The 21963-nt window shown below is 73.5% G+C and carries 23 protein-coding genes, 1 tRNA gene and 1 other RNA gene; 16 read left to right on the top strand and 9 right to left on the bottom strand.

Annotation, left to right across the window (positions count from 1 at the left end):
* Positions 1–116 precede the first annotated feature (116 nt).
* A complete protein-coding gene (locus BJY28_RS14295; protein WP_179463591.1) occupies positions 117–1328 on the top strand; it encodes a glycerophosphodiester phosphodiesterase family protein in 1212 nt (403 codons plus the stop codon).
* Here the strand turns inward: BJY28_RS14295 and BJY28_RS14290 are convergent.
* The 3 genes from BJY28_RS14290 to aceE all read right to left on the bottom strand — a co-directional run bounded on the left by BJY28_RS14290 (position 1307) and on the right by aceE (position 5405).
* Positions 1307–1888, bottom strand: coding sequence for a hypothetical protein (locus BJY28_RS14290; protein WP_179463590.1), 582 nt, complete (start codon positions 1886–1888; stop codon positions 1307–1309). The genes BJY28_RS14295 and BJY28_RS14290 overlap by 22 nt on opposite strands.
* Before the next feature lie 140 nt (positions 1889–2028).
* A complete protein-coding gene (locus tag BJY28_RS14285) occupies positions 2029–2574 on the bottom strand; it encodes a hypothetical protein (RefSeq protein WP_179463589.1) in 546 nt (181 codons plus the stop codon).
* 50 nt (positions 2575–2624) lie between these two features.
* Positions 2625–5405 carry a pyruvate dehydrogenase (acetyl-transferring), homodimeric type gene (gene aceE, locus BJY28_RS14280; RefSeq protein ID WP_179463588.1) on the bottom strand — a complete coding sequence of 927 codons (2781 nt, stop codon included), beginning with the start codon at positions 5403–5405 and terminating at the stop codon, positions 2625–2627.
* Between the two features lie 138 nt (positions 5406–5543).
* Here aceE and BJY28_RS14275 point away from each other — a divergent pair, with 138 nt between their 5' ends.
* From BJY28_RS14275 to BJY28_RS14220, 12 genes are all read left to right on the top strand, one after another.
* Complete coding sequence (locus tag BJY28_RS14275; protein ID WP_179464189.1) at positions 5544–6074, top strand: PH domain-containing protein; 531 nt, start codon at positions 5544–5546, stop codon at positions 6072–6074.
* Complete coding sequence (locus BJY28_RS14270) at positions 6071–7732, top strand: PH domain-containing protein (protein WP_179463587.1); 1662 nt, start codon at positions 6071–6073, stop codon at positions 7730–7732. The genes BJY28_RS14275 and BJY28_RS14270 overlap by 4 nt, the downstream gene beginning before the upstream one ends.
* Entirely contained in the window at positions 7729–8160 is a 432-nt protein-coding gene (locus BJY28_RS14265) for a DUF3052 family protein (protein WP_179463586.1), read from the top strand. Before BJY28_RS14270 ends, BJY28_RS14265 begins: the two co-directional genes overlap by 4 nt.
* A gap of 29 nt (positions 8161–8189) precedes the next feature.
* On the top strand, positions 8190–8654 hold the full coding sequence (locus BJY28_RS14260; RefSeq protein WP_179463585.1) for a peroxiredoxin: 465 nt from the start codon (positions 8190–8192) through the stop codon (positions 8652–8654).
* A 33-nt stretch (positions 8655–8687) separates the two neighbouring features.
* Positions 8688–9017 carry a YnfA family protein gene (locus BJY28_RS14255; RefSeq protein WP_179463584.1) on the top strand — a complete coding sequence of 110 codons (330 nt, stop codon included), beginning with the start codon at positions 8688–8690 and terminating at the stop codon, positions 9015–9017.
* A 69-nt stretch (positions 9018–9086) separates the two neighbouring features.
* Positions 9087–9159 (top strand) — tRNA-Val (locus BJY28_RS14250).
* Position 9160: 1 nt separating this feature from the next.
* A complete protein-coding gene (locus BJY28_RS14245; RefSeq protein ID WP_179463583.1) occupies positions 9161–10027 on the top strand; it encodes a Nif3-like dinuclear metal center hexameric protein in 867 nt (288 codons plus the stop codon).
* A complete protein-coding gene (locus tag BJY28_RS14240) occupies positions 10024–10773 on the top strand; it encodes a CT398-like coiled coil hairpin domain-containing protein (protein WP_179463582.1) in 750 nt (249 codons plus the stop codon). Before BJY28_RS14245 ends, BJY28_RS14240 begins: the two co-directional genes overlap by 4 nt.
* Complete coding sequence (locus BJY28_RS14235; RefSeq protein ID WP_179463581.1) at positions 10773–11672, top strand: reverse transcriptase-like protein; 900 nt, start codon at positions 10773–10775, stop codon at positions 11670–11672. Before BJY28_RS14240 ends, BJY28_RS14235 begins: the two co-directional genes overlap by 1 nt.
* Positions 11673–11681: 9 nt before the next feature.
* On the top strand, positions 11682–12206 hold the full coding sequence (locus BJY28_RS14230; RefSeq protein ID WP_179463580.1) for a YqaA family protein: 525 nt from the start codon (positions 11682–11684) through the stop codon (positions 12204–12206).
* Between the two features lie 102 nt (positions 12207–12308).
* On the top strand, positions 12309–12722 hold the full coding sequence (locus BJY28_RS14225; protein ID WP_179463579.1) for a rhodanese-like domain-containing protein: 414 nt from the start codon (positions 12309–12311) through the stop codon (positions 12720–12722).
* Entirely contained in the window at positions 12722–13954 is a 1233-nt protein-coding gene (locus tag BJY28_RS14220) for an O-succinylhomoserine sulfhydrylase (protein ID WP_179464187.1), read from the top strand. The genes BJY28_RS14225 and BJY28_RS14220 overlap by 1 nt, the downstream gene beginning before the upstream one ends.
* 281 nt (positions 13955–14235) lie before the next feature.
* Here BJY28_RS14220 and BJY28_RS14215 read toward each other — a convergent pair whose 3' ends face one another.
* Positions 14236–14994 carry a peroxide stress protein YaaA gene (locus tag BJY28_RS14215; protein ID WP_179463578.1) on the bottom strand — a complete coding sequence of 253 codons (759 nt, stop codon included), beginning with the start codon at positions 14992–14994 and terminating at the stop codon, positions 14236–14238.
* Positions 14995–15085: 91 nt separating this feature from the next.
* On the opposite strand from BJY28_RS14215, the gene BJY28_RS14210 reads away from it, so the two are divergent.
* The gene (locus BJY28_RS14210; protein ID WP_179463577.1) at positions 15086–16546 is read left to right on the top strand and encodes an RNB domain-containing ribonuclease; all 1461 of its coding nucleotides are present in this window, start codon (positions 15086–15088) and stop codon (positions 16544–16546) included.
* A gap of 88 nt (positions 16547–16634) precedes the next feature.
* Here the strand turns inward: BJY28_RS14210 and rnpB are convergent.
* Both rnpB and BJY28_RS14200 read right to left on the bottom strand, forming a co-directional pair.
* Positions 16635–17017, bottom strand: an RNA gene (gene rnpB / locus BJY28_RS14205) — RNase P RNA component class A.
* Between the two features lie 45 nt (positions 17018–17062).
* On the bottom strand, positions 17063–18592 hold the full coding sequence (locus BJY28_RS14200; RefSeq protein WP_179463576.1) for an APC family permease: 1530 nt from the start codon (positions 18590–18592) through the stop codon (positions 17063–17065).
* Between the two features lie 83 nt (positions 18593–18675).
* Between BJY28_RS14200 and BJY28_RS14195 the strand changes: the two genes are divergently transcribed.
* Complete coding sequence (locus tag BJY28_RS14195) at positions 18676–19326, top strand: MBL fold metallo-hydrolase (protein WP_179463575.1); 651 nt, start codon at positions 18676–18678, stop codon at positions 19324–19326.
* A gap of 22 nt (positions 19327–19348) precedes the next feature.
* Here BJY28_RS14195 and ppgK read toward each other — a convergent pair whose 3' ends face one another.
* Positions 19349–20110, bottom strand: coding sequence for a polyphosphate--glucose phosphotransferase (ppgK, locus tag BJY28_RS14190; RefSeq protein ID WP_179464185.1), 762 nt, complete (start codon positions 20108–20110; stop codon positions 19349–19351).
* A gap of 17 nt (positions 20111–20127) precedes the next feature.
* Positions 20128–20991 (bottom strand): type I methionyl aminopeptidase, encoded by an 864-nt coding sequence (map, locus tag BJY28_RS14185; protein WP_179463574.1) that lies wholly within the window; start codon positions 20989–20991, stop codon positions 20128–20130.
* 75 nt (positions 20992–21066) lie between these two features.
* Here map and BJY28_RS14180 point away from each other — a divergent pair, with 75 nt between their 5' ends.
* Positions 21067–21249, top strand: a complete 183-nt coding sequence (locus BJY28_RS14180) for a methionine aminopeptidase (RefSeq protein ID WP_179463573.1) — start codon at positions 21067–21069, stop codon at positions 21247–21249.
* A 60-nt stretch (positions 21250–21309) separates the two neighbouring features.
* On the opposite strand, the gene BJY28_RS14175 is transcribed toward BJY28_RS14180, so the two are convergent.
* Positions 21310–21951: a methyltransferase domain-containing protein gene (locus BJY28_RS14175; RefSeq protein WP_179463572.1), complete on the bottom strand. Its 642-nt coding sequence runs from the start codon at positions 21949–21951 to the stop codon at positions 21310–21312.
* Between the last annotated feature and the right edge of the window lie 12 nt (positions 21952–21963).

Below are 21963 nucleotides of genomic sequence, written 5' to 3'. Positions count from 1 at the left end.
GGTCGTGGCACATGGGTCGTGGCACGTGGGTCTTGGCAGAAGCCTGGGGCGGCGTTCACCGGACGGTCCACGACGCGACGGCTGCCGGTGGCCTCCGGTGCCTAGCGTCCGGCAGCATGAGACCCGCACGCACCGTCACCGCACGCACCGTCACCGCGCTCGTCGCCGCCGGCGCGCTCGCCGTCACGGTGGCCGCGACCACGGCCCCCGTCAGCAGCGCCCAGGGCGGCGGGACCCAGCCAGGAGGGACCACCGTGACCGAGGCCGAGCAGCGACGCTCGCGGATGCCCGACCCGCTGGTGATCAGCCACCGCGGTGCCTCCGGCTACCGCCCCGAGCACACCGAGGCCGCCTACCGGCTCGCGGTGCAGCAGGGCGCCGACTACATCGAGCCGGACCTGGTGATGACCAAGGACGGGGTGCTCGTCGACCGGCACGAGCCGGAGATCGGCGGCACCACCGATGTCGCCGACCACCCCGAGTTCGCCGACCGGGAGACGACCAAGCAGCTCGACGGGCAGCCGGTGACCGGCTGGTTCGTCGAGGACTTCACGCTGGCCGAGCTCAAGACCCTGCGCGCGACGGAGCGGCTGCCGGAGCTGCGCGACGAGTCGGCGATGTACGACGGCAGGGAGGAGATCCTCACCTTCGAGGAGGGGCTGCGGCTGCGCGAGCGCCTGTCGAAGGAGAGCGGTCGGACCATCGGGATCATCCCTGAGATCAAGCACTCCACCTACCTGCACGAGCTGGGCCTCGACCCCGAGGCCGAGCTCGCCCGGCTGGTCAAGCGCTATCGGCTCAACCACCGTTCGGCGCCGATGTGGACCCAGTCCTTCGAGCTGTCCAACCTCAAGGACCTGCGCGAGAAGCACGGCTACCGCGCCAACCTCGCCTTCCTCACCACGGCCGCAGGTGGCCCCTTCGACCTCGCGGACGAAGGGACCACCTACGCCGAGCTGACCACCGCCGGCTCGCTGCGTCGGCTCTCCCGGTGGCTGGACGGGATCGGCCCGGAGAAGGCGCAGGTCATCCCGCGCACCGCGGACGGCAGCCTCGGCGAGCCGACCTCTCTGGTCGCCAACGCGCACCGCGCGGACCTGCAGGTCACCCCGTGGACCTTCCGCGCGGAGAACGAGTTCCTGCCCGCCGACCACCGGGTCGGGGAGGACCCGGCCCGCTTCGGCCGGGCCATCGACGAGGCCCGGGCCTTCCTCGACGCCGGGGTCGACGGGCTCTTCTGCGACCAGCCGGACGTCTGCGTCACCGCCCGGGAGGACTTCTGGGCGGAGCGCAGCCGTCGACCGGGTCAGCCGGAGACGACGCGGTAGCCGACGTAGCCGTCGCTGTCGGCGTAGCGGGCGCCGCCGATCTCGCCCCGGACCCGCGCCGGCGAGTAGGTGTACGAGCTGACCTCCTGGGTGAGGGTGGCGTCCTGGCCGGCGACGAAGGTCAGCTCCAGCGGCAGCCGGCGCACGTAGCCGGTGTCGCGGTTGACCCCGACGAGGTTCGGCGCGGAGACGGTGGCCGAGCGGCCGGTGGAGCTGAGCCACTCGTCCGCGCTGGTGCCGTACTGGCTGCGCAGGTCCTGGGTCAGCCGGTACGTGCAGCTCGACGAGGCCCAGGTCATCGTGACGGTGGCGCCCTCGGGGCAGCTCCAGGAGCGGACCCAGCCGTCGACGGTGTCGCGCTGGCTGCGGTCGACGACGATCTGGTGCCGGTTGCCCGGGGTGCCCTCCAGCGAGCCCTCGACGACCGTGGAGGTCAGGTACGAAGGGGTCAGCTCGGGCTCGTTCGGGGGGCCCGGCTCGGCGGTCGCGGTCTGCGGCACGAGCAGCGCGGCTAGGGCGACACCGAGCGGGGCGGTGGCGGCGAGACGTCGGACGGACATGGGTGGTTCCTCCTGGTCGATGTGGGCGAGGGTGCGGCCTCCGTGCCGCACCTGCACCCCCTCCGACGCCACCGGTGCCCCGAGGGTTGTCACCCTCGGGGCACCGTGATCAGGCTGTGATGGACAGGCGCTGCTCGGCCTCAGTCGACGTCGACCTCCGGGACCGACTCGAACTCCTGCTGGGTGCAGCCGTCGGTGCGCGGGCAGAACATCGAGCGGGCTTGTCCCTCATAGGTGCCGGCCTCGACGGTATGCACTCGTAGGCCGGAGCTCCAGACGTTGCCCGTCCCGGTGCGTCGCACCTCCATGACGAGGGTCTGCTCCGTGTCGGAGCACCTCCGCATCCGATCGGTGGTGCTGATGTCGTGCTCGGCCCACCCACCCTCCTGGAGACCGGAGGTGGGACGCCGGTCGGTGTAGCCAGCCCGAACGACCTCCATCCCGGAGGACGTGATGAACTCGACTCCATCGAGGGTGACGACGTCGTCGGCGCGCGCGCAGAAGCCGTCGAACGACACGACTGTGAAGAGGCGATCGGCCTCGGTGTAGACACTTCCCTGGCTCCACCCGGCGAGCGAGACCTCGACGTGCGGCGATCCCCACGGGGCGGCCGGCCCGACGAGGCACGACGCGGTGACGACCGGGACCACGGCAGCGAGCGCCGCCCGCCACCTGGTCCCGGTCATCTGCGTCAACGACGCGTCGGTGTCATCGCCCCGTCAGCGTCCGCGGCCCGTCAGGCGTCGCCGCCGGCGTTGCCGGACTCGCCGGCGGTGACGTCGAGCAGCCGGTACTTCTCGGCCGCCTTCGCCGGGACGTCCTGCGCCACCTCGCCACGCTCGGCGAGCATCTGCAGGGTGCGCACCGCGACCGACGGGCCGTCGACGTGGAAGAAGCGGCGGGCCGCGGCCCGGGTGTCGGAGAAGCCGAATCCGTCGGTGCCCAGCGCCGCGTAGTCGCCCGGCACCCACGGACCGATCTGGTCCTGCACCTGCTTCATGTAGTCCGAGACCGCGACGACCGGGCCCTTCCGGTCGGCCAGCGCCTCGGTGACCCACGGCGTGCGCCGCCCGTCCTCGGGGTGCAGGAAGGCCTGCTCGTCGCAGTCCATCGCCTCCCGGCGCAGCCGCGACCAGCTGGTCACCGACCACACGTCGGCGGCCACGCCCCAGTCGTCGCGCAGCAGCTGCTGGGCCTCCAGCGCCCACGGCATGCCGACGCCGCTGGCCAGCACCTGCGCCCGCGGCGCGTCGTCGCCCTCGCCCTCGGCGTAGAGGTACATGCCCTTCAGCAGCGCCTCGACGTCCAGACCGTCCGGCTCAGGCGGCATGACCATCGGCTCGTTGTAGAGCGTGAGGTAGTAGATGACGTTGCGCGAGGGGTCGTTGGCCGGGGCGTCGCCGCCGTACATCGTCTCCAGACCGTGGCGCATGATGTGCCCGATCTCGAAGCCGAAGGCGGGGTCCCAGGCCTCCACCGCGGGGTTGGTCGCCGCGAGCAGCAGGCTGTGCCCGTCGGCGTGCTGCAGCCCCTCGCCGGTCAGCGTGGTCCGCCCGGCGGTGGCGCCGAGCAGGAAGCCGCGGCTCATCTGGTCGGCGGCCGCCCAGATCCCGTCGCCGGTGCGCTGGAAGCCGAACATCGAGTAGAAGATGTAGACCGGGATCATCGGCTCGCCGTGGGTGGCGTAGGAGGTGCCGGCCGCGGTGAAGGCGGCGACGGAGCCCCCTTCGTTGATCCCGGTGTGGATCAGCTGCCCGGCGGTGGACTCCTTGTAGGCGAGCATGAGCTCGGCGTCCACCGAGGTGTAGGTCTGCCCGTGCGGGTTGTAGATCTTCGCGGTGGGGAAGAAGCTGTCCATCCCGAAGGTGCGCGCCTCGTCCGGGATGATCGGCACGATCCGCTTGCCGAACTCCTTGTCCCGCATGAGGTCCTTGAGCAGGCGCACCCACGCCATGGTCGTGGCGACCTCCTGCTTGCCGGAGCCCTTCTTGACGATCTCGTAGGCCTTGCTCGGCGGCAGCGACAGCTGCGGGTAGTCCACCCGCCGCTCCGGCAGCCCGCCACCGAGCTTGCGGCGACGCTCGAGCATGTAGCGGATCGCCTCGTCCTCCTCGCCCGGGTGGTAGTAGGGCGGCAGGTAGGGGTCCTTCTCCAGCTCCTCGTCGCTGATCGGGATCTTCAGCCCGTCGCGCAGCCCCTTGAGGTCCTCCAGGGTGAGCTTCTTCATCTGGTGGGTGGCGTTGCGGCCGGCGAAGTGGGTGCCCAGGCCGTAGCCCTTGATCGTCTTGACGAGGATGACCGTCGGCTGCCCGCTGTGCTCCATCGCGGCCTTGTAGGCGGCGTAGACCTTGTTGTAGTCGTGCCCGCCGCGCTTGAGCCGCCACCAGATGTCCGCGTCGCTCCAGTCCTCGACGAGCTTGCGGGTGCGCGGGTCGCGGTCGAAGAAGTTCTCCCGGACGTAGGCGCCGTCGTTGGCCCGGAAGGTCTGGTAGTCGCCGTCCGGCGTCTGGTTCATGAGGTTGACCAGCGCGCCGTCGCGGTCGGCGGCCAGCAGCGGGTCCCAGCCGCGGCCCCAGACGACCTTGATGACGTTCCACCCGGCGCCGCGGAAGAAGGCCTCGAGCTCCTGGACGATCTTGCCGTTGCCGCGCACCGGGCCGTCCAGCCGCTGCAGGTTGCAGTTGATGACGAAGGTGAGGTTGTCCAGCTCCTCGAAGGCGGCCGTCTGCAGCAGCCCCCGGCTCTCCGGCTCGTCCATCTCGCCGTCGCCGAGGAAGGCCCAGACGTGCTGCTCGCTGGTGTCCTTGATGCCCCGGTTGTGCAGGTACTTGTTGAACTGCGCCTGGTAGATCGCGTTCATCGGGCCGATCCCCATCGAGACCGTCGGGAACTCCCAGAAGGTGCTCATCAGTCGCGGGTGCGGGTAGCTGGGCAGCCCCTCGACCTCGCCGTCGACGACGTGGCTCTTCTCCTGCCGGAAGCCGTCCATCTGCTCCTCGGTCAGGCGTCCCTCGAGGAAGGCCCGGGCGTACATGCCGGGGGAGGCGTGCCCCTGGAAGAAGATCTGGTCGCCGCCGCCCTTGTGGTCCTTGCCTCGCCAGAAGTGGTTGAAGCCGACCTCGTAGAGGGTGGCCGCGGAGGCGTAGGTGGAGATGTGCCCGCCGACGGCCACGTCGGGCCGCTGGGCGCGGTGCACCTGGACCGCCGCGTTCCACCGGATCCAGGCGCGGTAGCGCCGCTCGATCTCCTCGTCACCGGGGTACCAGGGCTCGTGCTCCGGCGGGATGGTGTTGACGTAGTCGGTGGTGGTCAGCGACGGGACGCCGACGTTCATGGCCCGGGCGCGCTCGAGCAGGCGCAGCATGACGTAGCGGGCCCGGGACCGCCCGGACTCGTCGATCAGCCCGTCCAGGCTGTCCAGCCACTCCTGGGTCTCCTCGGCGTCGATGTCCGGCAGATGGGTCGGGATGCCGTTGAGGATCGGTCCATCGTTCGGGCGGTCGTCGTTGACGGTCACGTCCAACGTCCTTTCGGGGGTCGGCCCTGCTGCCCGGTGTGGTGTGCAGCACACCCATCCTTCCACCCGGACCCCCGGTCGTGCCCACTCGGGCCTGCCTCGAGAAAGGACGGCTGCTTGGATGAGAGCGTGAGCGACATGTCGCAGCAGCCAGACCCGCCGCAGACCGGACCGCGGGCCACCCTGCAGCTCGGCCTGCGCGCGCAGGACGGCGCGCCCTGGCGGCCGGTCTCCACCTCGCTCGTCGCGGTGCGCAGCATCACCGCCGCGCTCTGCCTCGCCCCGCTGCTCGTCGGCGCGGTCGTCGCCGCCGTGCTGCTGTGGCCGTGGCTCTGGGTGCTCGCCGGCGTGCTGGTCGTCGGCTGGCTGTGGTGCCAGTGGCTGATCGTGCGGCAGGTGCCGGCGATCAGCTACGCCGAGCTCGAGGACGAGCTGGCGATCCGCAAGGGGCGGATGTTCCGCCGCATGGTGACCATCCCCTACGGCCGGATCCAGTACGTCGACGTCGCCGCCGGGCCGCTGATGCGGCGCTACGGCCTGGCCGGCATCGAGGTGCACACCGCCAGCCCGGCCAGCTCGGGCGACCTGCCGGGGCTGCCGTCCGAGACCGCGGAGGAGCTGCGCGAGCGGCTCACCGAGCTCGGCGAGAGCCGACGGGCCGGGCTGTGAGCTCGGCACACCCGGGAGCCGGACCGCCGCCGCCGGCCGACGAGCGACCGGCGGACCAACCAGCCGCGGAGCAGGGCACGGACGAGGTGCCGGCCCCCGGTCCGCGCGGCGAGGACTGGCGCCGCTTCCATCCGCTCTCGCCGCTGCTGCGCGGCGGGCTCTTCATGGTCGCGGTGCTGGGCTACCTGCTCAGCCAGGTGATGGACGACATCCTCTCGGCCGCCACCGGCACCTCGGACCGGCCGGGAGGCCCGGACCAGGAGCACGACGGCAGCGGGCCGGACGTCGAGGCATGGGCGCTGGACCACCCGGCGCTGCTCGTCCTTGGGCTGGTCCTGGCGATCCTGCTGGTCGCCGCGCTGGGCGTCGCGGCCTGGTGGTTCACCCGCTACCGCCTGGGGGCCAGCACGATCGAGCTGCGCCGGGGGGCGATCTTCCGCCAGCACCGGCAGATCCGCTACGACCGGATCCAGGCGGTCTCGATCAGCCGGCCGATCCTCGCCCGCCTCTCCGGCCTGGCCGAGGTGAAGGTGGAGTCGGCCGGCGGCGCCGACTCCAACGTCCGCCTCGCCTTCCTCACCCACTCCGACGCGCTGGCCCTGCAGGACCGGCTGCTCGGGCTGGCCGCCGACGCCGAGCAGCGCTCGCGGCCACCGAGCACGGGTACGGCTGGCGCGACCGGCACGCCCGGCGGCACCCCGGAGCGGCCCTCGGGCACCCCGGGACTGCCGCCGCCGACCAGCGGGCCGCCGCTGGTGGAGATGCCCTTCGGGCGGCTGCTCGCCTCGACCTTCCTCTCCCCGGCGACGCTGATCGTCGTCGTGGCCGTGCCCCTGGCCGCGCTCTTCGCCGGGCTCGGCGTGCTCGGCGTGGTCGGCGGCTTCTTCGTGCCGATCCTCTTCGCCGCCTTCAACCGGATCAAGCACGTGCTCACCTGGTCCAACCTCACCCTCGTCCGGCAGGGCGAGACGTTGCGGGTGGCGCACGGGCTCACCGACATCTCCACCTCGACCATCCCGGTCGAGCGGGTGCAGGCGATCCAGCTCACCCAGCCGTGGCTGTGGCGCTGGTCCGGCTGGTGGCGGCTCAGCGTGAACGTGGCCGGGGTGGAGCTCGGCGGCGACGAGATCACCGACGCCGGGGTGCTGGTCCCGGTCGGCACCGACGCCGAGGTGCGGGCCACGCTGGACGCGCTGACCCCCGGGATCGAGGTGGAGGGCCTGGACGGGGCGATGCACGGCACGCTGCCGGCGCACCGCTACGCCAGCCCGCCGGCGGCCCGGCTGCTGGACCCGGTGACCTGGCGGCGCAACGGCGCCGTGGTCGACCCCGAGGTGGCCCTGCTGCGTCGCGGCTGGCCGGGTCGCATCGTGCAGATCGTGCCGCACGGCCGGATCCAGTCGATGGGCCTGCACCAGGGGCCCGTGCAGCGCCGGCTCGGACTGGCCCAGGTGCACCTGGTCTCGACGCCGGGCGCTGTGCTGCCCGTCACGCCGCACCTGCGGGTGGCCGACGCCGAGCGGCTGTACGCGCAGCAGGGGGCCGCCGCCAGCGCGGCCCGCGGGGCCCGCGGCCCGGACGGCGGTTGCGAATCCGGCGCTGCTGGCCTTCACTTGTCGGGCATGGAGGTACATCGAGCGGAAGGACGCACGTCGTGACCGGGGACTCGGCCACCGAGAACGTGGCCACCGAGGAGGCCGCGAGCAAGCTCGGGCTGGCCGCCGAGCAGATCGTCCAGGAGTACGGCTGGGACGAGGACGTCGACGAGGACTTCCGTCGCTCGGTCGAGGCGCTGGTCGGCAGCGAGCTCGAGGACGAGGACTACACCGGGGTCGTCGACGTGGCCCTGCTGTGGTGGCGCGACGGCGACGGCGACCTGACCGACGCGCTCGTCGACACCCTCGGCACCCTCGAGGACGGCGGCGACATCGTCCTGGTCACCCCCCGCCCCGGGCAGCCCGAGGAGGTCGACCCCAGCGAGGTCGACGAGGCCGCCCGCACGGCCGGCCTGCACACCTCCGGGTCGGCGATGTGCTCCGACGCGTGGGTCGGCACCCGGCTGGCGGCCCGCAAGACCGGCCGCTGAGCGCGCCGATCAGTGGCAGACTGCCTCGCATGAGCGAGATCAGCGTCGGCGACGTCGCCCCCGACTTCACCCTCAAGGACCAGAACGGGCAGGACGTCTCCCTGTCCGACTTCGCTGGGAAGAAGGCGGTCGTCATCGTCTTCTACCCCTTCGCCTTCTCCGGGATCTGCACCGGCGAGCTGTGCGAGATCCGGGACAACCTCTCCGGCTTCGAGTCGGAGAAGGTGCAGGTCCTGGCGGTCTCCTGCGACCCGATGTTCAGCCTGCGGGCGTGGGCCGACCAGCAGGGGTACTTCTTCCCGCTGCTGGCCGACTTCTGGCCGCACGGCGACGTCGCCTCGCGCTACGGCGTCTTCAACGACGAGGGCGGTTTCGCGATCCGCGGCACCTTCCTCGTCGACACCACCGGGAAGGTCGCGTGGAGCCTGGTCAACGGACCGGGGGAGGCCCGCGACTTCGCCGGGTACCACGAGGCCCTCGCGGCCCTGGACTGATCCAGGCCGCCGCCGACGTGCTGACCGCCTGACGTGCTGCGCTCGGTCCTGCTCTTCGCGCTGGCCGCGCTCGCCGAGATCGGCGGCGCCTGGCTGGTCTGGCAGGCGGTGCGCGAGGGGCGCGCCTGGTGGTGGGCCGGCCTGGGCGTCATGGCGCTGGGCGCCTACGGCTTCGTCGCCACGTGGCAGCCGGAGGCGCACTTCGGCCGGGTCCTGGCCGCCTACGGCGGCGTCTTCGTCGCCGGCTCGCTGCTGTGGGGCGTCGTCGTCGACGGCTTCCGCCCGGACCGCTACGACGTGCTCGGCGCCCTGGTCTGCCTGGCCGGGGTGGCCCTCATCATGTACGCCCCGCGCCCGGGCTGAGCGGGTCCGCGGCGGCCCGGTACCGCCCTGGCACAATGGCGCCGGACGTCGGGGACCGACCGGCGCCAGGGGCCTGTAGCTCAGCTGGTAGAGCGCCGCGTTTACACCGCGTAGGTCGTCGGTTCGAGCCCGGCCGGGCCCACATGAGCCTCACCCTCGGCGACGTCGTCGCCGTCCTCGACGCCACCTACCCGCCGGCCAGCGCCCAGTCCTGGGACCAGGTCGGCCTGGTCAGCGGCGACCACGAGCAGCCGGTGCGGCGCATCCACGCCGCGGTGGACCCGACCCTGGCCGTCATCGCCGAGGCCCGGGACTCCGGCGCCGACCTGCTGCTCACCCACCACCCGTTGCTGCTGCGCGGGATCCACTCCGTGGCCACCACGAGCGCGAAGGGGGCCAGCGTCACCGCCCTCGTCGTCGGCGACGTCGCCCTCTACGTGGCGCACACCAACGCCGACGTCGCCGACCCCGGCGTCAACACCGCCCTGGCGGCGGCCTGCGGCCTCGACCCGGCCTCGGCGCACCCGCTGAGCGTCGAGGAGGAGCACGGGCTCGGGCTCGTCGGCGAGCTGCCCGCCGAGACCGACCTGGCCACCTTCGCCGGTCGTCTCGCTGAGGCGCTGCCGGCCGCTCCCGGTGGTATCCGGGTGGCCGGCCCGCCGGAGGGACGGGTGCGCCGGGTGGCGCTGCTCGGTGGCGCCGGCGACGGGCTCTTCGACGCCGCCCGGGCCGCCGGAGCCGACGTCTACGTCACCGCCGACCTGCGCCACCACCCGGTGCTGGAGGCGCGTGAGGAGGCCGTGGTCGCCGACGGCACCCCCTACCTCGTCGACGCCGGGCACTGGGCCACCGAGTCGCTGTGGCTGCGCGGCGCGCTCGACGACCTGGTCGGGGCGCTCGCGGCCGCCGGCCACGACACCGCTACGTTGGAGACCCACGTGAGCACCATCCGCACCGACCCGTGGACCTTCACCGTCGGGGCGCGCACCGCCGAAGGAGGCACGGCGTGAAGGCCGACCCCGAGCACCAGCAGCGTCTGCTGCACCTGCAGCAGATCGACACCCGGCTGCAGCAGATCGACCACGCCCGCGCCCGGCTGCCCCAGCTGGCGCAGCTGCAGGAGGCGACCACCGCCCGCGCCGCCGTCGCCGACGACCTGGTGCGCGCCGAGACCTCGCTCAGCGACGTGCGCCGCGAGCTGGACCGCGCCGAGAGCGACGTCGCCCAGGTCCGCGACCGGGCGGCCCGCGACCAGCAGCGCCTGGACTCCGGCCAGGGCAGCGCCAAGGACCTCACCGCCCTGCAGCACGAGCTGGAGAGCCTGGCCCGGCGCCAGTCCGACCTCGAGGACGTCGAGATCGAGGTGATGGAGCGCGCCGAGGCGGGCGAGGAGCGGGTCAGCACCCTGACCGCCGACCGCGACCGGGCCACCGCCCAGGTCGAGGAGCTCACCCGGGAGCGCGACGCTGCGCTGGCCGAGCTGGACCGTGAGCGGGCCGAGGTGGCCGCCCCGCGGGCCGACCTCGTCTCGACGATCGACCCCGCCCTGGTGGCCCTCTACGACCGGGTCCGGGACGCCTCCGGCGGCCTGGGCGCGGCACCGCTGGTGCAGCGCCGCTGCGGCGGCTGCCAGCTCGAGCTCAACCCGGTCGACCTCGGGGCGATCGCCAAGGCGCCCGCCGACGAGGTGGTGCGCTGCGAGGAGTGCAACCGCATCCTCGTGCGCACCGACGAGTCCGGTCTGCCCGCCGCCTGATGGCCCGCCGCCTGCGCGTCGAGGCCGACGGCGGCTCTCGCGGCAATCCCGGTGTGGCCGGCTACGGCGCCCTGGTGCGCGACGTGGCCACGGGGGACCTGCTCGTCGAGCTCGCCGAGCCGCTGGGCACGGCCTCGAACAACGTCGCCGAGTACCGCGGCATGCTCGCCGGGCTGACCGCGGTGGTCGCGATCGACCCCGCGGCCGAGGTCGAGGTCGCCATGGACTCCAAGCTCGTCGTCGAGCAGATGTCCGGCCGGTGGAAGATCAAGCACGAGGACATGCGCCGGCTCGCCCTGCAGGGGCGCGACCTCGTCGGCGAGATCCGCGAGGCCGGCGGCACCGTGTCCTTCACCTGGATCCCGCGCGGCGAGAACGGCGACGCCGACGCGCTGTCCAACGACGGCATGGACGGCACCAGCGTGGCCCGCTGGCACACCGACGACGAGCAGACCCGCGACGAGGGACCCAGCGCCGATGCTGTCGAGACCGAGGCTGCAGATGGCACCGCCGAGGCCACCCGGCTGCTGCTCGTGGTCCCCGGCGGCGACCCGACCGCCACCGTGCGGCAGCTGCGCGGGCTGCTCGCCGACGAGCGGCCGCAGCTGCTGACCTGGGGCGGGCCCACCGCTGACGACACCCAGCCGCTGGCCGACGCGCTCGACCTCGTGGCCGATCCCCAGGACGGCCCGGTGCTCGACCGCTGGCACGACCTGCAGGGCACCGGCGGGCTGGTCGTCGTCGTGGCCGGCGCCGAGGCCGTGCGCGCCGTGCTCGCGGACGTCCTCGACGTCCCGGCCGCCCGCCGCGACCGGCTGGCGCTGGCCGCCGGATCGGTGAGCGCGGTGCAGTCCTGGCCGGGCGAGGCCGCCGTCGTCGCCTTCACCAACCGGACCTGAGGTCGGCGCGTGACCGACGTCCCCTCCTGGCTCACCGCGTCCGGGCTCATCGGTGCGCTCGCCTTCGGGCTGCTCTCGGCCTTCTTCCCGCCGCTGAACGCCGAGGTCTACGCCCTGGCCGCGCCGGTCATCTTCCCGGAGCAGTGGGCGCTGCACATCGCCCTCATGACCTTCGGGCTGGTGGTCGGCAAGATCACCCACTTCGTGGCCGCGGCGAAGGGGGCCGACGCGGTCTCTCGCCGACGGGCCGAGAAGCAACTCGACGACGTGGAGAGACCGCGCCGCTCGTGGGGCCGGGTGGGGGCCACCCTGGCCCGGTGGTCGAAGGCGATGATCGACGTCCTCGACCGGCCGCGGCTGGGTCCGCTGGTGATGTTCGCCAGCTCGGCGATCGGCTTCCCGCCGCTGGCCGTGGTCACCGTGGCGGCCGGGGTGAAGCGGGTCTCGCTGGTCGCCTTCGTCGTCATCACGACGGTCGGCTGCCTGGGCCGCTTCCTCGTCACCGGTCTCGTCGTCGCCTACGGCATCGGCTGACCGCACGCCTCGGGCACGGGCGTGGCGGCAGGCAGCCGGAGCGTCCGGTCCTCATCGTGGTCCGCCGCCGGGAGCGCCCGTGCCGGTGTCTACCCTGACGCCATGAGTCATGCCGGAGATGTCTCCCCGCAGCAGGCCTGGGACGCCCTGAGCGGCGACCCCGACGCCGTGCTCGTCGACGTGCGCACCCACGCCGAGCGCACCTACGTCGGCGTGCCCGACCTCTCCGGTCTCGGGGCGCGCCCGGTCTCCGTCGAGTGGCTCGGCTACCCCGACGGGGCGCTCAACCCGAACTTCCTGGACGAGCTCGTCGCGGCCGGGGTCGACGCCGGTACGCCCGCGTACTTCCTGTGCCGCTCCGGGGCCCGCTCGGCCGCGGCGGCGAGCGCGGCCACCGAGGCGGGCTGGTCGGCCGCGCACAACGTCGCCGAGGGCTTCGAGGGCGACCTCGGCGAGGGTGGTCACCGCGACGTCAACGGCTGGCAGGTCGCCGGTCTGCCGTGGGTGCAGGGCTGATGGCGGCCGGCACCGGCGACGGGTCCCCCTTCGGGCCGGGCAACCCGCGCCCCTACCTCGATCCGACCGGTCTCGACCCGGCCACCCTGGCGATCCGCGGCGGCCAGGCCCGCTCGGCCTTCGACGAGACCGCCGAGGCGATGTACCTGACCTCCGGCTTCGTCTACGGCAGCGCCGAGGAGGCCGAGGCGGCCTTCACCGAGGACATCACGAAGTTCGTCTACTCCCGCTACGGCAACCCGACCGTGGCCATGCTCGAGGAGCGGATGCGGCTGCTCGAGGGCGCCGAGGCCGCCTACGCGACCGCCTCCGGGATGGGCGCGGTCTTCACCGCCCTGGGCGCGCTGCTCGGCGCCGGGGACCGGGTGGTCGCGGCGCGGGGGCTCTTCGGCTCCTGCTTCGTCATCCTCGACGAGATCCTGCCCCGGTGGGGCGTCGAGACGGTCTTCGTCGACGGTCCCGACCTGGACCAGTGGCGCGAGGCGCTGTCCCAGCCGACGACGGCGGTCTTCTTCGAGACCCCGAGCAACCCCATGCAGGAGCTCGTCGACATCGCCGCGGTCAGCGAGCTGGCCCATGCGGCCGGGGCGCAGGTCGTCGTCGACAACGTCTTCGGCACCCCGGTCTTCTCCCGGCCGCTGGAGCACGGCGCGGACATCGTCGTGTACTCGGCGACCAAGCACATCGACGGCCAGGGGCGGGTGCTCGGTGGGGCCATCCTCGGGCCCGAGGAGTTCGTCCAGGGACCGGTGCGCAACCTCATGCGGCACACCGGCCCGAGCCTGTCGCCCTTCAACGCCTGGGTGCTGGTCAAGGGGCTGGAGACGATGCAGCTGCGGGTGGAGCGGATGCACGAGTCCACGCTCGCGGTGGCGCGGGCGCTGCAGGCCGACGACCGGGTCGGTCGGGTGATCCACCCGTGGCTGCCCGAGCACCCGCAGCACGAGCTGGCGCGGAGGCAGATGACCGGGGGAGGCACCGTGGTCACCTTCGACATCGTCGGTGGCAAGGCCGAGGCCTTCGCGCTGATGAACCGGCTGCGCCTGGTGGACATCTCCAACAACCTCGGCGACAGCAAGTCGCTGGTGACCCACCCGGCGACGACCACGCACCGTCGGATGGGGGAGGAGGCTCGTGCGGCGATCGGGATCACCGACGCCACCGTGCGGATCTCCGTCGGCCTGGAGTCGCCCGACGACCTCGTCGCCGACATCCGCCAGGCCCTGGGCTGACCCGACCCCCCTTCTCGCAACTGCCCGGGTAAATCACAACCCTCATGCGCAACTGCCCGGGCAAATCACATCCCTGGTGCGCAACTGCCCGGGCAATTCACAACCCTTATGCGCAACTGCCCGGGCAAATCACGCCTCCCACGCAACTGCCCGGGCAGTTCACGGTCTAGATGCGAATTGCCCGGGCAGTTGCGGATGGGGGACGGGAGACCCAGCGCGCGGAAGGGGAGGTCGGCCGGGTGAGGGTCGCGGCCGGTGGTTCAGCCCGTGGGGCCGGTGGTTCAGCCCGTCGGGGCGGTGACGTCCAGGACGTGCGGGGCCCGGGCGCTGCTCGGCGGGTGCAGCGCCACCGTGAAGCCGTGGTCCTCGCGCAGCAGCGCCGCCAGCGCCTCGGGGGAGCGCGGGTCGGCCGAGCTCTGGCTCACCGCGCGGGCCACGAGCCCCCGGGTGTGCTTGGCCATGTGGGTCGCCCCGGGCACCCGCACGGCCACCCACCGCCGGGCCAGCTCACCGCTCGGACGCCACGCGGCGACATAGGTCGAGGACCGGCAGTCGAGCACCAGACCGCGCCCGGCGGCGGCGCTCAGCTCGGGGTCGAGCACCTCCCGCCAGGCCCCGGCCACCGGACCCACGCCGGGCAGGGAGACCGCCATCGACAGGCGGTAGGGGGCGATCCGGTCGCCCAGCCGCACCGCGCCGTACAGCGCCGAGACGACGACCAGCCGACGCTGCGCCCGGCGCCGGGAGGCGGTATCCAGGCTGGCCAGGTCGAGCGCGTCGTAGAGCACCCCGGTGTAGCATTCGCCAGCCGGCAGCGACGGTGCGCTGCCCAGCCGGGTGTTGCGGGCGATCTCCTCGTCCAGCGTGGGGGAGACCCCGAGCACCTCGGCGGCGTCCGGCCGCGCCGACACCTCCGCCAGCGCCTCGGCGACCCGTCGTCGGGTGGGGGTCAGGTCGGCGAAGGAGAGCCGGTCGAGGTCGAGCGGACGTCCACGCCGCCGCTCCGCCTTGGACTCCGACGGGGGTAGCAGCACGAGCACCGGCTCAGGGTAGCCACCGGGCGGGCGAGCACCACGCACGGCCTCGCTGTCGGGGACCGGACGGGCCTGCCGCGTGGCTAGGGTGAGCCGCATGTCCGCCCAGCGAGCGACCCGCTTCAGCCCACCCGAGTCCGCCGACGGCGAGATCGTGCGCGCCACCGGTCTCGCCGAGCGCTTCGACGCCGTCCGCGCCGAGCAGGATGTGCCGAAGCGTTTCTCGGACGCGGTCCTCGCCGAGGCGGAGGCGGTCGCCGCCGACCCGCGGCATCTGCCGGAGACCGACCTGACCGACCTCCCCTTCCTCACCATCGACCCGCCCGGCGCGATGGACCTGGACCAGGCCATGCTGCTGGAGCGTGACGGCACCGGCTTCCGGGTGCGCTATGCCATCGCCTACCTGCCGGCCTTCGTGGCCCCGGGCGGGGCGATCGACACCGAGTCCTGGGAGCGCGGGCAGACCATCTACGCTCCCGACCAGCGGACGCCGCTGCACCCGCCGCAGGTCAGCGAGGGACCGGCCAGCCTGCTGCCGGGGCAGCCCACCCCCGCCTACGTCTGGGACCTGCGCCTGGACGCCGAGGGCGAGGTCGTCGACATCGCCCTTGCCCCGGCGATGGTGCGCAGCCAGGACCGGCTGGACTACGCGCAGGTGCAGCGGGCGATCGACGAGGCCACCGCCGACGAGCGGCTGACGCTGCTGCGCGAGATCGGTGAGGCCCGGATCCGGCTCGAGCTGGCCCGGGGCGGAGCCACCCTGCCGATGCCGGAGCAGGAGGTGATCGTCCGCGAGGACGGCCACTACGAGCTGCGGCTGCGCCCGCTGCTGGCCGCCGAGGACTGGAACGCGCAGATCTCCCTGATGACCGGGATGGCCGCCGCCGAGCTCATGCTGCACGCCCGGGTCGGGGTGCTGCGGACGATGCCGGAGCCCGAGGAGGAGGTGCTGCGGCGGCTGCGCCGGGTGGTGCGCGGCCTCGACGTGGACTGGCCCGCCGAGCAGACCTACGGCGACTTCCTGCGCGGCCTGGACCGCGAGGACCCGGTGCACCTGGCGATCATCCACGAGGCCACCGGGCTCTTCCGCGGAGCCGGGTACACCGCCTTCGACGGGGAGCTGCCCGAGCTCGTCGAGCAGTCCGCGATCGCGGCGCCCTACGCCCACGTCACGGCGCCGCTGCGCCGGCTGGTGGACCGCTACGGCCTGGCGCTGTGCGCGGCCGTCTCCGCCGGCGAGGAGATCCCCGCCTGGGTGCGGGAGGCGCTGCCGCGGCTGGCCGAGGCGATGTCGGCCAGCGACCGCCGGGCCGGCGCCGTCGAGCGCGGCTGCACCGAGGCGGTGGAGTGCGCGGCCCTGGCCGACGAGGTCGGCAGCGAGCACGACGCGGTGGTCGTCGACGTGCCCGAAGGTGGCCGCGGCCGGCTCGAGGTGGCCCTGACCGACAAGCCGGTGATCGCCCGCGCCGAGGGGAGCGGGGAGCTCGGGCAGCGGGTGCGGGTGCGTGTCGAGCGCGCCGACGTCGCCGCGGGCGAGCTCGAGCTGCGGGTGCTCTGACCGCGACCGGGCGCCGCGAGCGACGACCGCACCGCGGGCGACCGGGCGCCGCGCGCGAAGACCGCACCGCGCCCCGCCGAAGGGGGTGGGGATGAGTCGGTCTGTAAGCCGGGTCCTGTCCCCGGCCGCCGTCGCCGGCGACCGGGTGACGGTCATCCATCTCGGGCCGCCGTCGCCGACGGCCTCCAGCGTCCTACCCGTGCGCTCGGGCGGGCCGCCCTCGATCACGCACTGTCTGGACTTGCTCCGGGTGGGGTTTACCGAGCCGGCCCGGTCACCCGGGCCGCTGGTGGTCTCTTGCACCACCGTTTCACCCTTGCCGCGCCCCACACCGTGGGGTCGTGGCGGTCTGTTCTCTGTGGCACTGTCCCGCGGGTCACCCCGGGTGGCTGTTAGCCACCACCCTGCCCTGCGGAGCCCGGACTTTCCTCGGCGGTGCCGGAGCACCGACGCGACCGTCCGACCGACTCATCCACGGATCACCCTACCGGTGCCGACGGCCGCCCACCCACCGGCTCAGCGGTCGAGGGCCTCCGGGCCGGTGCCGTCGCCCCCGGTGCCGCCCGCGTCGTCTCCGGGGGCGCCGCCCGCGTCGTCTCCGTGGGCACCGCTCACGTCGTCTCCCCGGACACCACCCGCGCCGGTCTCGCGCAGCGGGGTGGTCCCGCTGGCGTCGAGCAGGTCGGGGTCGACCTCGTCGGCGTCCGCCGGGGCCAGCGGCGGCGGGGTGCTGGCCGGGGTGCTGCTCAGCTCCCCGTCGTCCGTGGCGGGATCGCCCAGCTCGGCCGGGGAGGCGTCCCGGGTGGTGTGCCGGAACCAGCCGACGAAGGCGCCGATCCCGAGCACGAGCACCCCGAAGAGCACCGACTCCCAGGGCAGCACGACGGCGACGGCCAGGCAGCCGAGAAGCCCCACGGCGGGCACCACGCGCGTGGCACCGGGCGCCAGCGTCCAGGCGCTGGCGTTGGCGAGGGCGTAGTAGACGAGCACGCAGAAGGAGGAGACCCCGATCGAGGCCCGCACGTCGGCCAGCAGCACCAGCACCGCCACCGCGATGCACACCGCGAGCACCGCCGCACGGGGGACGGCGTGGGTGCCCTCGACCCGGGCCAGCTGCCGGGGCAGGTGGTGGTCCCGGGCCATCGCGACGACCGTCCGGGTCACCCCGAGCGTCAGGGCCAGCAGCGCGCCGGCCGCCGCGACCCCGGCCGTGAAGCGCAGCACCGATCCCAGCCAGCTCCAGCCGGAGATCTCGGCGGCCTCGGCCAGCGGGGCCACCCGCGCCGCCAGCCAGCCCACCCCGACGCTGGTGGTGAAGGCCAGCGCCACCGTGGCGTAGACGGCCAGCACGACGGCCAGCGACAGGCCGATCGCCCGGGGGATGGTCCGGCCGGGGGAGCGCACCTCCTCACCGAGCGTGGCGACCCGGGCGAAGCCGGCGAAGGCGAAGAAGAGGAAGCCGGCGCCCTGCAGCACGCCCCACACGCTCGACCGCGCGGTCTCCGGCTCGGCCTCGGCGACCACGTCCGGGGGAGCCAGGAACATCGCCACGACGAAGCAGCCGAGCACGAGCAGCACCAGGCCGACGATGACGGCGGCGGCCTGCGCCGACCGGGTGATCCCCTGCAGGTTGAGCACGAGCGCCCCGAGGACCACGAGCAGCCCCAGGATGGTCTCGTTCTCCGGCCACAGGTAGGCGCCGACGGTCAGCGCCATCACGGCGCAGGAGGCGGTCTTGCCGACCATGAAGGCCCAGCCCGCCAGGTGCCCCCACGGCAGGCCGAGCCGCTCCCGGGCGTAGACGTAGGTGCCGCCGGAGGTCGGGTAGCGCACCGCCAGCCGCGCCGAGGAGTGAGCGTTCGCCGCGGCCAGGAGGGCTGCCACGAGCAGGCTCAGCAGGAGCAGCTCGCCGGCCACCGCGGCCGCCGGCGCGAAGGCGACGAAGACCCCGGCGCCGAGCATCGCGGCCAGCCCGACGACGGTGGCACCACCGAGCCCGAGGCGGCGCGGCAGAGCGCTCCCCACGGGGTCGTCGGTGGCGTGCATGACTCCACCATGCCGCATGGCGCGGTGCGGGTGGGACAGGTGGTGAGAACCCGTCCCGGCGGACCGACCCCTACGGTGGGAGCATGCGCCTGACCCACCTCGGACACGCCTGCCTCCTCGTCGAGACCGCCGAGGCGCGGGTGCTCATCGACCCCGGCGCCTTCAGCGACGGCTGGCACGGGCTGCGGGACCTCTCCGCGGTGGTGGTCACCCACCAGCACCCGGACCATCTCGACTGCGAGCACGTCCCCGGCCTGATGGCGGCCAACCCGCAGGCCCGGCTGCTGGCCGAGCCGCAGGCCGCCGAGATCGCCCGCGGGCTCGGCCTGAGCTGCGCCGACCTCGACGGGACCACCGACGTGGCCGGGGCCCGGCTGGAGGCGGTGGGTCGGCAGCACGCGCTGATCCACGACGACCTGCCCCGGATCGGCAACCGCGGGGTGCGGATCAGCGCCGAAGGCGAGCCGACGGTCTTCCATCCCGGTGACGCCCTGGACGGCGAGCCGGGCGAGGTGGACGTGCTCGCCTTCCCGCTGAACGCACCGTGGCAGCGCAGCCGGGAGATGACCGCCTTCCTGCGGCGGATCGCGGCACCGGTCGCCGTGCCGGTGCACGACGGCCTGCTCAACGAGACCGGGCGGGCCCTCTACCTCGGCCAGGCCCGAGACCTGGGTCACCCGGAGACCGACGTGCGGGACCTGCGCGACGCCGGGCCGGTGTCCTTCACCCGCTGACCCCCTGCCGGGAGCCGCAGCGTCAGGAGTGCTTGGCGGCCTTCTTCGCCAGCCGGGCGGCGCCGATGATGCCGGCCTTGTTCTTCAGCTGGGCCGGCACGATCTCGGTGCGGATGTCCAGCAGCGGCAGGAACTCGTCGGCCTTCTTGCTGATCCCGCCACCGACGACGAAGAGGTCGGGCCAGATGAGGTCCTCGAGGTGGCGGTAGTAGCGCTGCAGCCGCTCGGCCCACTCCGGCATGCTGAGGTCCTCCCGGTCGCGCACGCTCTCCGCGGCCCGGGTCTCGGCGTCGTGACCGTCGATCTCCAGGTGCCCGAGCTCGGCGTTGGGCACGAGGTCGCCGTCGTTGATGACCGCGGTGCCGATCCCGGTGCCGAGGGTGGTGAGCACGACCAGCCCGTCGTGCCCCTGGGCCGCCCCGAAGTGGCGCTCCGCGACACCGGCGGCGTCGGCGTCGTTGACCACGTGCACCTCCAGCCCCAGGCGCTTGCTGAAGAGCTTCTCGGCATCGAGGTCGATCCAGGACCGGTCGATGTTGGCGGCGCTGCGCACCACCCCGTGGGTGACCACGGCCGGCACGGTGATCCCGACCGGCACCGTGCCGAGGTCGAAGTGCTCGACGATCTGGGCGACGACGTCGGCGACGTCGTCCGGCCCGGCGCCGTCCGGGGTGGCGATCCGCAGCCGGTCGTCGGCGAAGGCCCCCTTGTCCAGGTCGACGGGGGCACCCTTGATCCCCGAGCCGCCGATGTCGATACCCAGCGCGTGCGCCTTCTTGGCCATGATCGCTCCTGCCCGGCTCACCCGAGGGTGAGGATCTCGTTGCCGCTGTCGGTGATGAGGATGGTGTGCTCGAACTGCGCCGAGCGGCGCAGGTCCTTGGTGACCACGGTCCACCCGTCGTCCCACATCGTCCACTCGTGCGTGCCCAGGTTGAGCATCGGCTCGACGGTGAAGGTCATGCCCGGCTCGATGACGGTGTCGTAGCCGGGAGCGGCGTCGTAGTGCGGCACGATCAGGCCGGAGTGGAAGGCGCTGCCGATCCCGTGGCCGGTGAAGTCGCGGACCACGCCGTAGCCGAAGCGGGCGGCGTACTTCTCGATGACCCGGCCGACGATGTTCAGCTGGCGGCCCGGGACGGCCGCCTTGATCCCGCGCATCATCGCCTCGTGGGTGCGCTCGACGAGCAGCCGGGACTCCTCGTCGACGTCGCCGCAGAGGTAGGTGGCGTCGGTGTCTCCGTGCACCCCGTCGAGGTAGGCGGTGATGTCGATGTTGACGATGTCGCCGTCCTCGAGCCGGCGGTCGTCCGGGATGCCGTGGCAGACCACCTCGTTGACCGAGGTGCACACCGACTTCGGGAAGCCCCGGTAGCCCAGCGTCGAGGGGTAGGCGTGGTGGTCGAGGAGGAACTCGTGGGCGATCGCGTCGATCTCGTCGGTGGTCACCCCCGGCGCGATCGCCTCGGCGGCGGTGGCCATCGCCTGGGCGGCGACCCGTCCGGCCACGCGCATCCTGGCGATGGTCTCCTCGTCCTTGACCTCGCTGCCGGTGAAGGGGGCCGGCGCGGGCTTGTCGACGTACTCGGGTCGGACGATGCCGGCGGGCACCGGCCGACGCCCGGACACGGTGCCGGGGTGGACGCTTGCGAGCGAGGCGGACATGAGGTGGAGTCTAGGCAACGACGGTGCGCCGCGGCGCGGGTACCGTCATCGCAGCCGACGAGCGAGGAGCAGCCCGTGCAGTACTGGTTCAACATCCAGACCCGCCAGGTGGAGAGCGACGACGAGAAGTCGCCCGGCGCCGAGGTCATGGGCCCCTACGCCACCCGCGAGGAGGCCGGCCGCGCCCTGGAGACGGCCGCCGCGCGCACCGAGGCCTGGGACGAGGAGGACCGCCGCTGGGAGGAGGGCGAGGCCTGAGCGCTGGTCCCCCCGGGGCCACCCCCGCTCGGCCGCCCCGGGCCACCCCGCGCGACCGGCTCAGGCCGGGCGGTGCAGGCTCAGCCGGTAGGTCCCGTCGCCGGGCCAGGGCGCCCGGTCCCACGAGGCGTACTGCTGCACCAGGGCCAGCCCGGCGGCGAAGGCGGCCCGCTCGAAGTCGCGCACGCTCACCTCGGCGGCGCCGCGCGGCTGCGATCCCGGCAGCGAGTATCCGGTGACCAGCAGACCGCCGGCGTCGAGGTGCTGGCGCAGCCGACGCAGCACGTCCACCAGGGTGCCGTCGGCGAGGTAGGGCACGACGTTGCCGGCCAGCAGGATGAGGTCGAAGGACTGCGAGCGCAGCGACAGCGTCGCCAGGTCGGCGACGACGAAGCGGGTCTGGGTGTCCCGCTCCTCGGCGAGCTCGAGCAGGTGCCGGTCGGCGTCGACACCGACGACGTCGTGACCCAGCCAGGTCAGCCGGGAGGCGATCCGCCCCTCGCCGCAGCCGGCGTCCAGCACCCGTGACGGCGGTGGGCGCAGGGCGGTGACCAGGCGGGCCTCGCCGTGCACGTCGACGCCCTGCTCGACGAGGTCGTCGAAGCGCTGCCGGTAGGCGTAGGCGGCCTCGATGCCGCCGCTGACCTCCGACCAGCGGGTGCGGATCTCGGGCAGGTCGTCGCCGCTGGGCTGCTCGGGCACGGTGGGGCCGTC

Origin of the sequence: Janibacter alkaliphilus (genome assembly GCF_013408565.1) — a bacterium.
Classification (GTDB): Bacteria; Actinomycetota; Actinomycetes; order Actinomycetales; family Dermatophilaceae; genus Janibacter; species Janibacter alkaliphilus.
Note: the sequence above shows the minus strand (reverse complement) of the source record. Positions and strands in the feature narration are given on the sequence as shown.

What these genes read in the sequence shown, in the direction of transcription:
- BJY28_RS14295 (WP_179463591.1), top strand. Translation starts at nt 117, where the DNA reads ATGAGACCCGCACGCACCGTCACCGCACGCACCGTCACCGCGCTCGTC.
- BJY28_RS14290 (WP_179463590.1), bottom strand. Translation starts at nt 1,888, where the DNA reads ATGTCCGTCCGACGTCTCGCCGCCACCGCCCCGCTCGGTGTCGCCCTA.
- BJY28_RS14285 (WP_179463589.1), bottom strand. Translation starts at nt 2,574, where the DNA reads ATGACCGGGACCAGGTGGCGGGCGGCGCTCGCTGCCGTGGTCCCGGTC.
- BJY28_RS14275 (WP_179464189.1), top strand. Translation starts at nt 5,544, where the DNA reads ATGTCGCAGCAGCCAGACCCGCCGCAGACCGGACCGCGGGCCACCCTG.
- BJY28_RS14260 (WP_179463585.1), top strand. Translation starts at nt 8,190, where the DNA reads ATGAGCGAGATCAGCGTCGGCGACGTCGCCCCCGACTTCACCCTCAAG.
- BJY28_RS14245 (WP_179463583.1), top strand. Translation starts at nt 9,161, where the DNA reads ATGAGCCTCACCCTCGGCGACGTCGTCGCCGTCCTCGACGCCACCTAC.
- BJY28_RS14235 (WP_179463581.1), top strand. Translation starts at nt 10,773, where the DNA reads ATGGCCCGCCGCCTGCGCGTCGAGGCCGACGGCGGCTCTCGCGGCAAT.
- BJY28_RS14225 (WP_179463579.1), top strand. Translation starts at nt 12,309, where the DNA reads ATGAGTCATGCCGGAGATGTCTCCCCGCAGCAGGCCTGGGACGCCCTG.
- BJY28_RS14220 (WP_179464187.1), top strand. Translation starts at nt 12,722, where the DNA reads ATGGCGGCCGGCACCGGCGACGGGTCCCCCTTCGGGCCGGGCAACCCG.
- BJY28_RS14210 (WP_179463577.1), top strand. Translation starts at nt 15,086, where the DNA reads ATGTCCGCCCAGCGAGCGACCCGCTTCAGCCCACCCGAGTCCGCCGAC.
- BJY28_RS14200 (WP_179463576.1), bottom strand. Translation starts at nt 18,592, where the DNA reads ATGCACGCCACCGACGACCCCGTGGGGAGCGCTCTGCCGCGCCGCCTC.
- BJY28_RS14195 (WP_179463575.1), top strand. Translation starts at nt 18,676, where the DNA reads ATGCGCCTGACCCACCTCGGACACGCCTGCCTCCTCGTCGAGACCGCC.
- ppgK (WP_179464185.1), bottom strand. Translation starts at nt 20,110, where the DNA reads ATGGCCAAGAAGGCGCACGCGCTGGGTATCGACATCGGCGGCTCGGGG.
- map (WP_179463574.1), bottom strand. Translation starts at nt 20,991, where the DNA reads ATGTCCGCCTCGCTCGCAAGCGTCCACCCCGGCACCGTGTCCGGGCGT.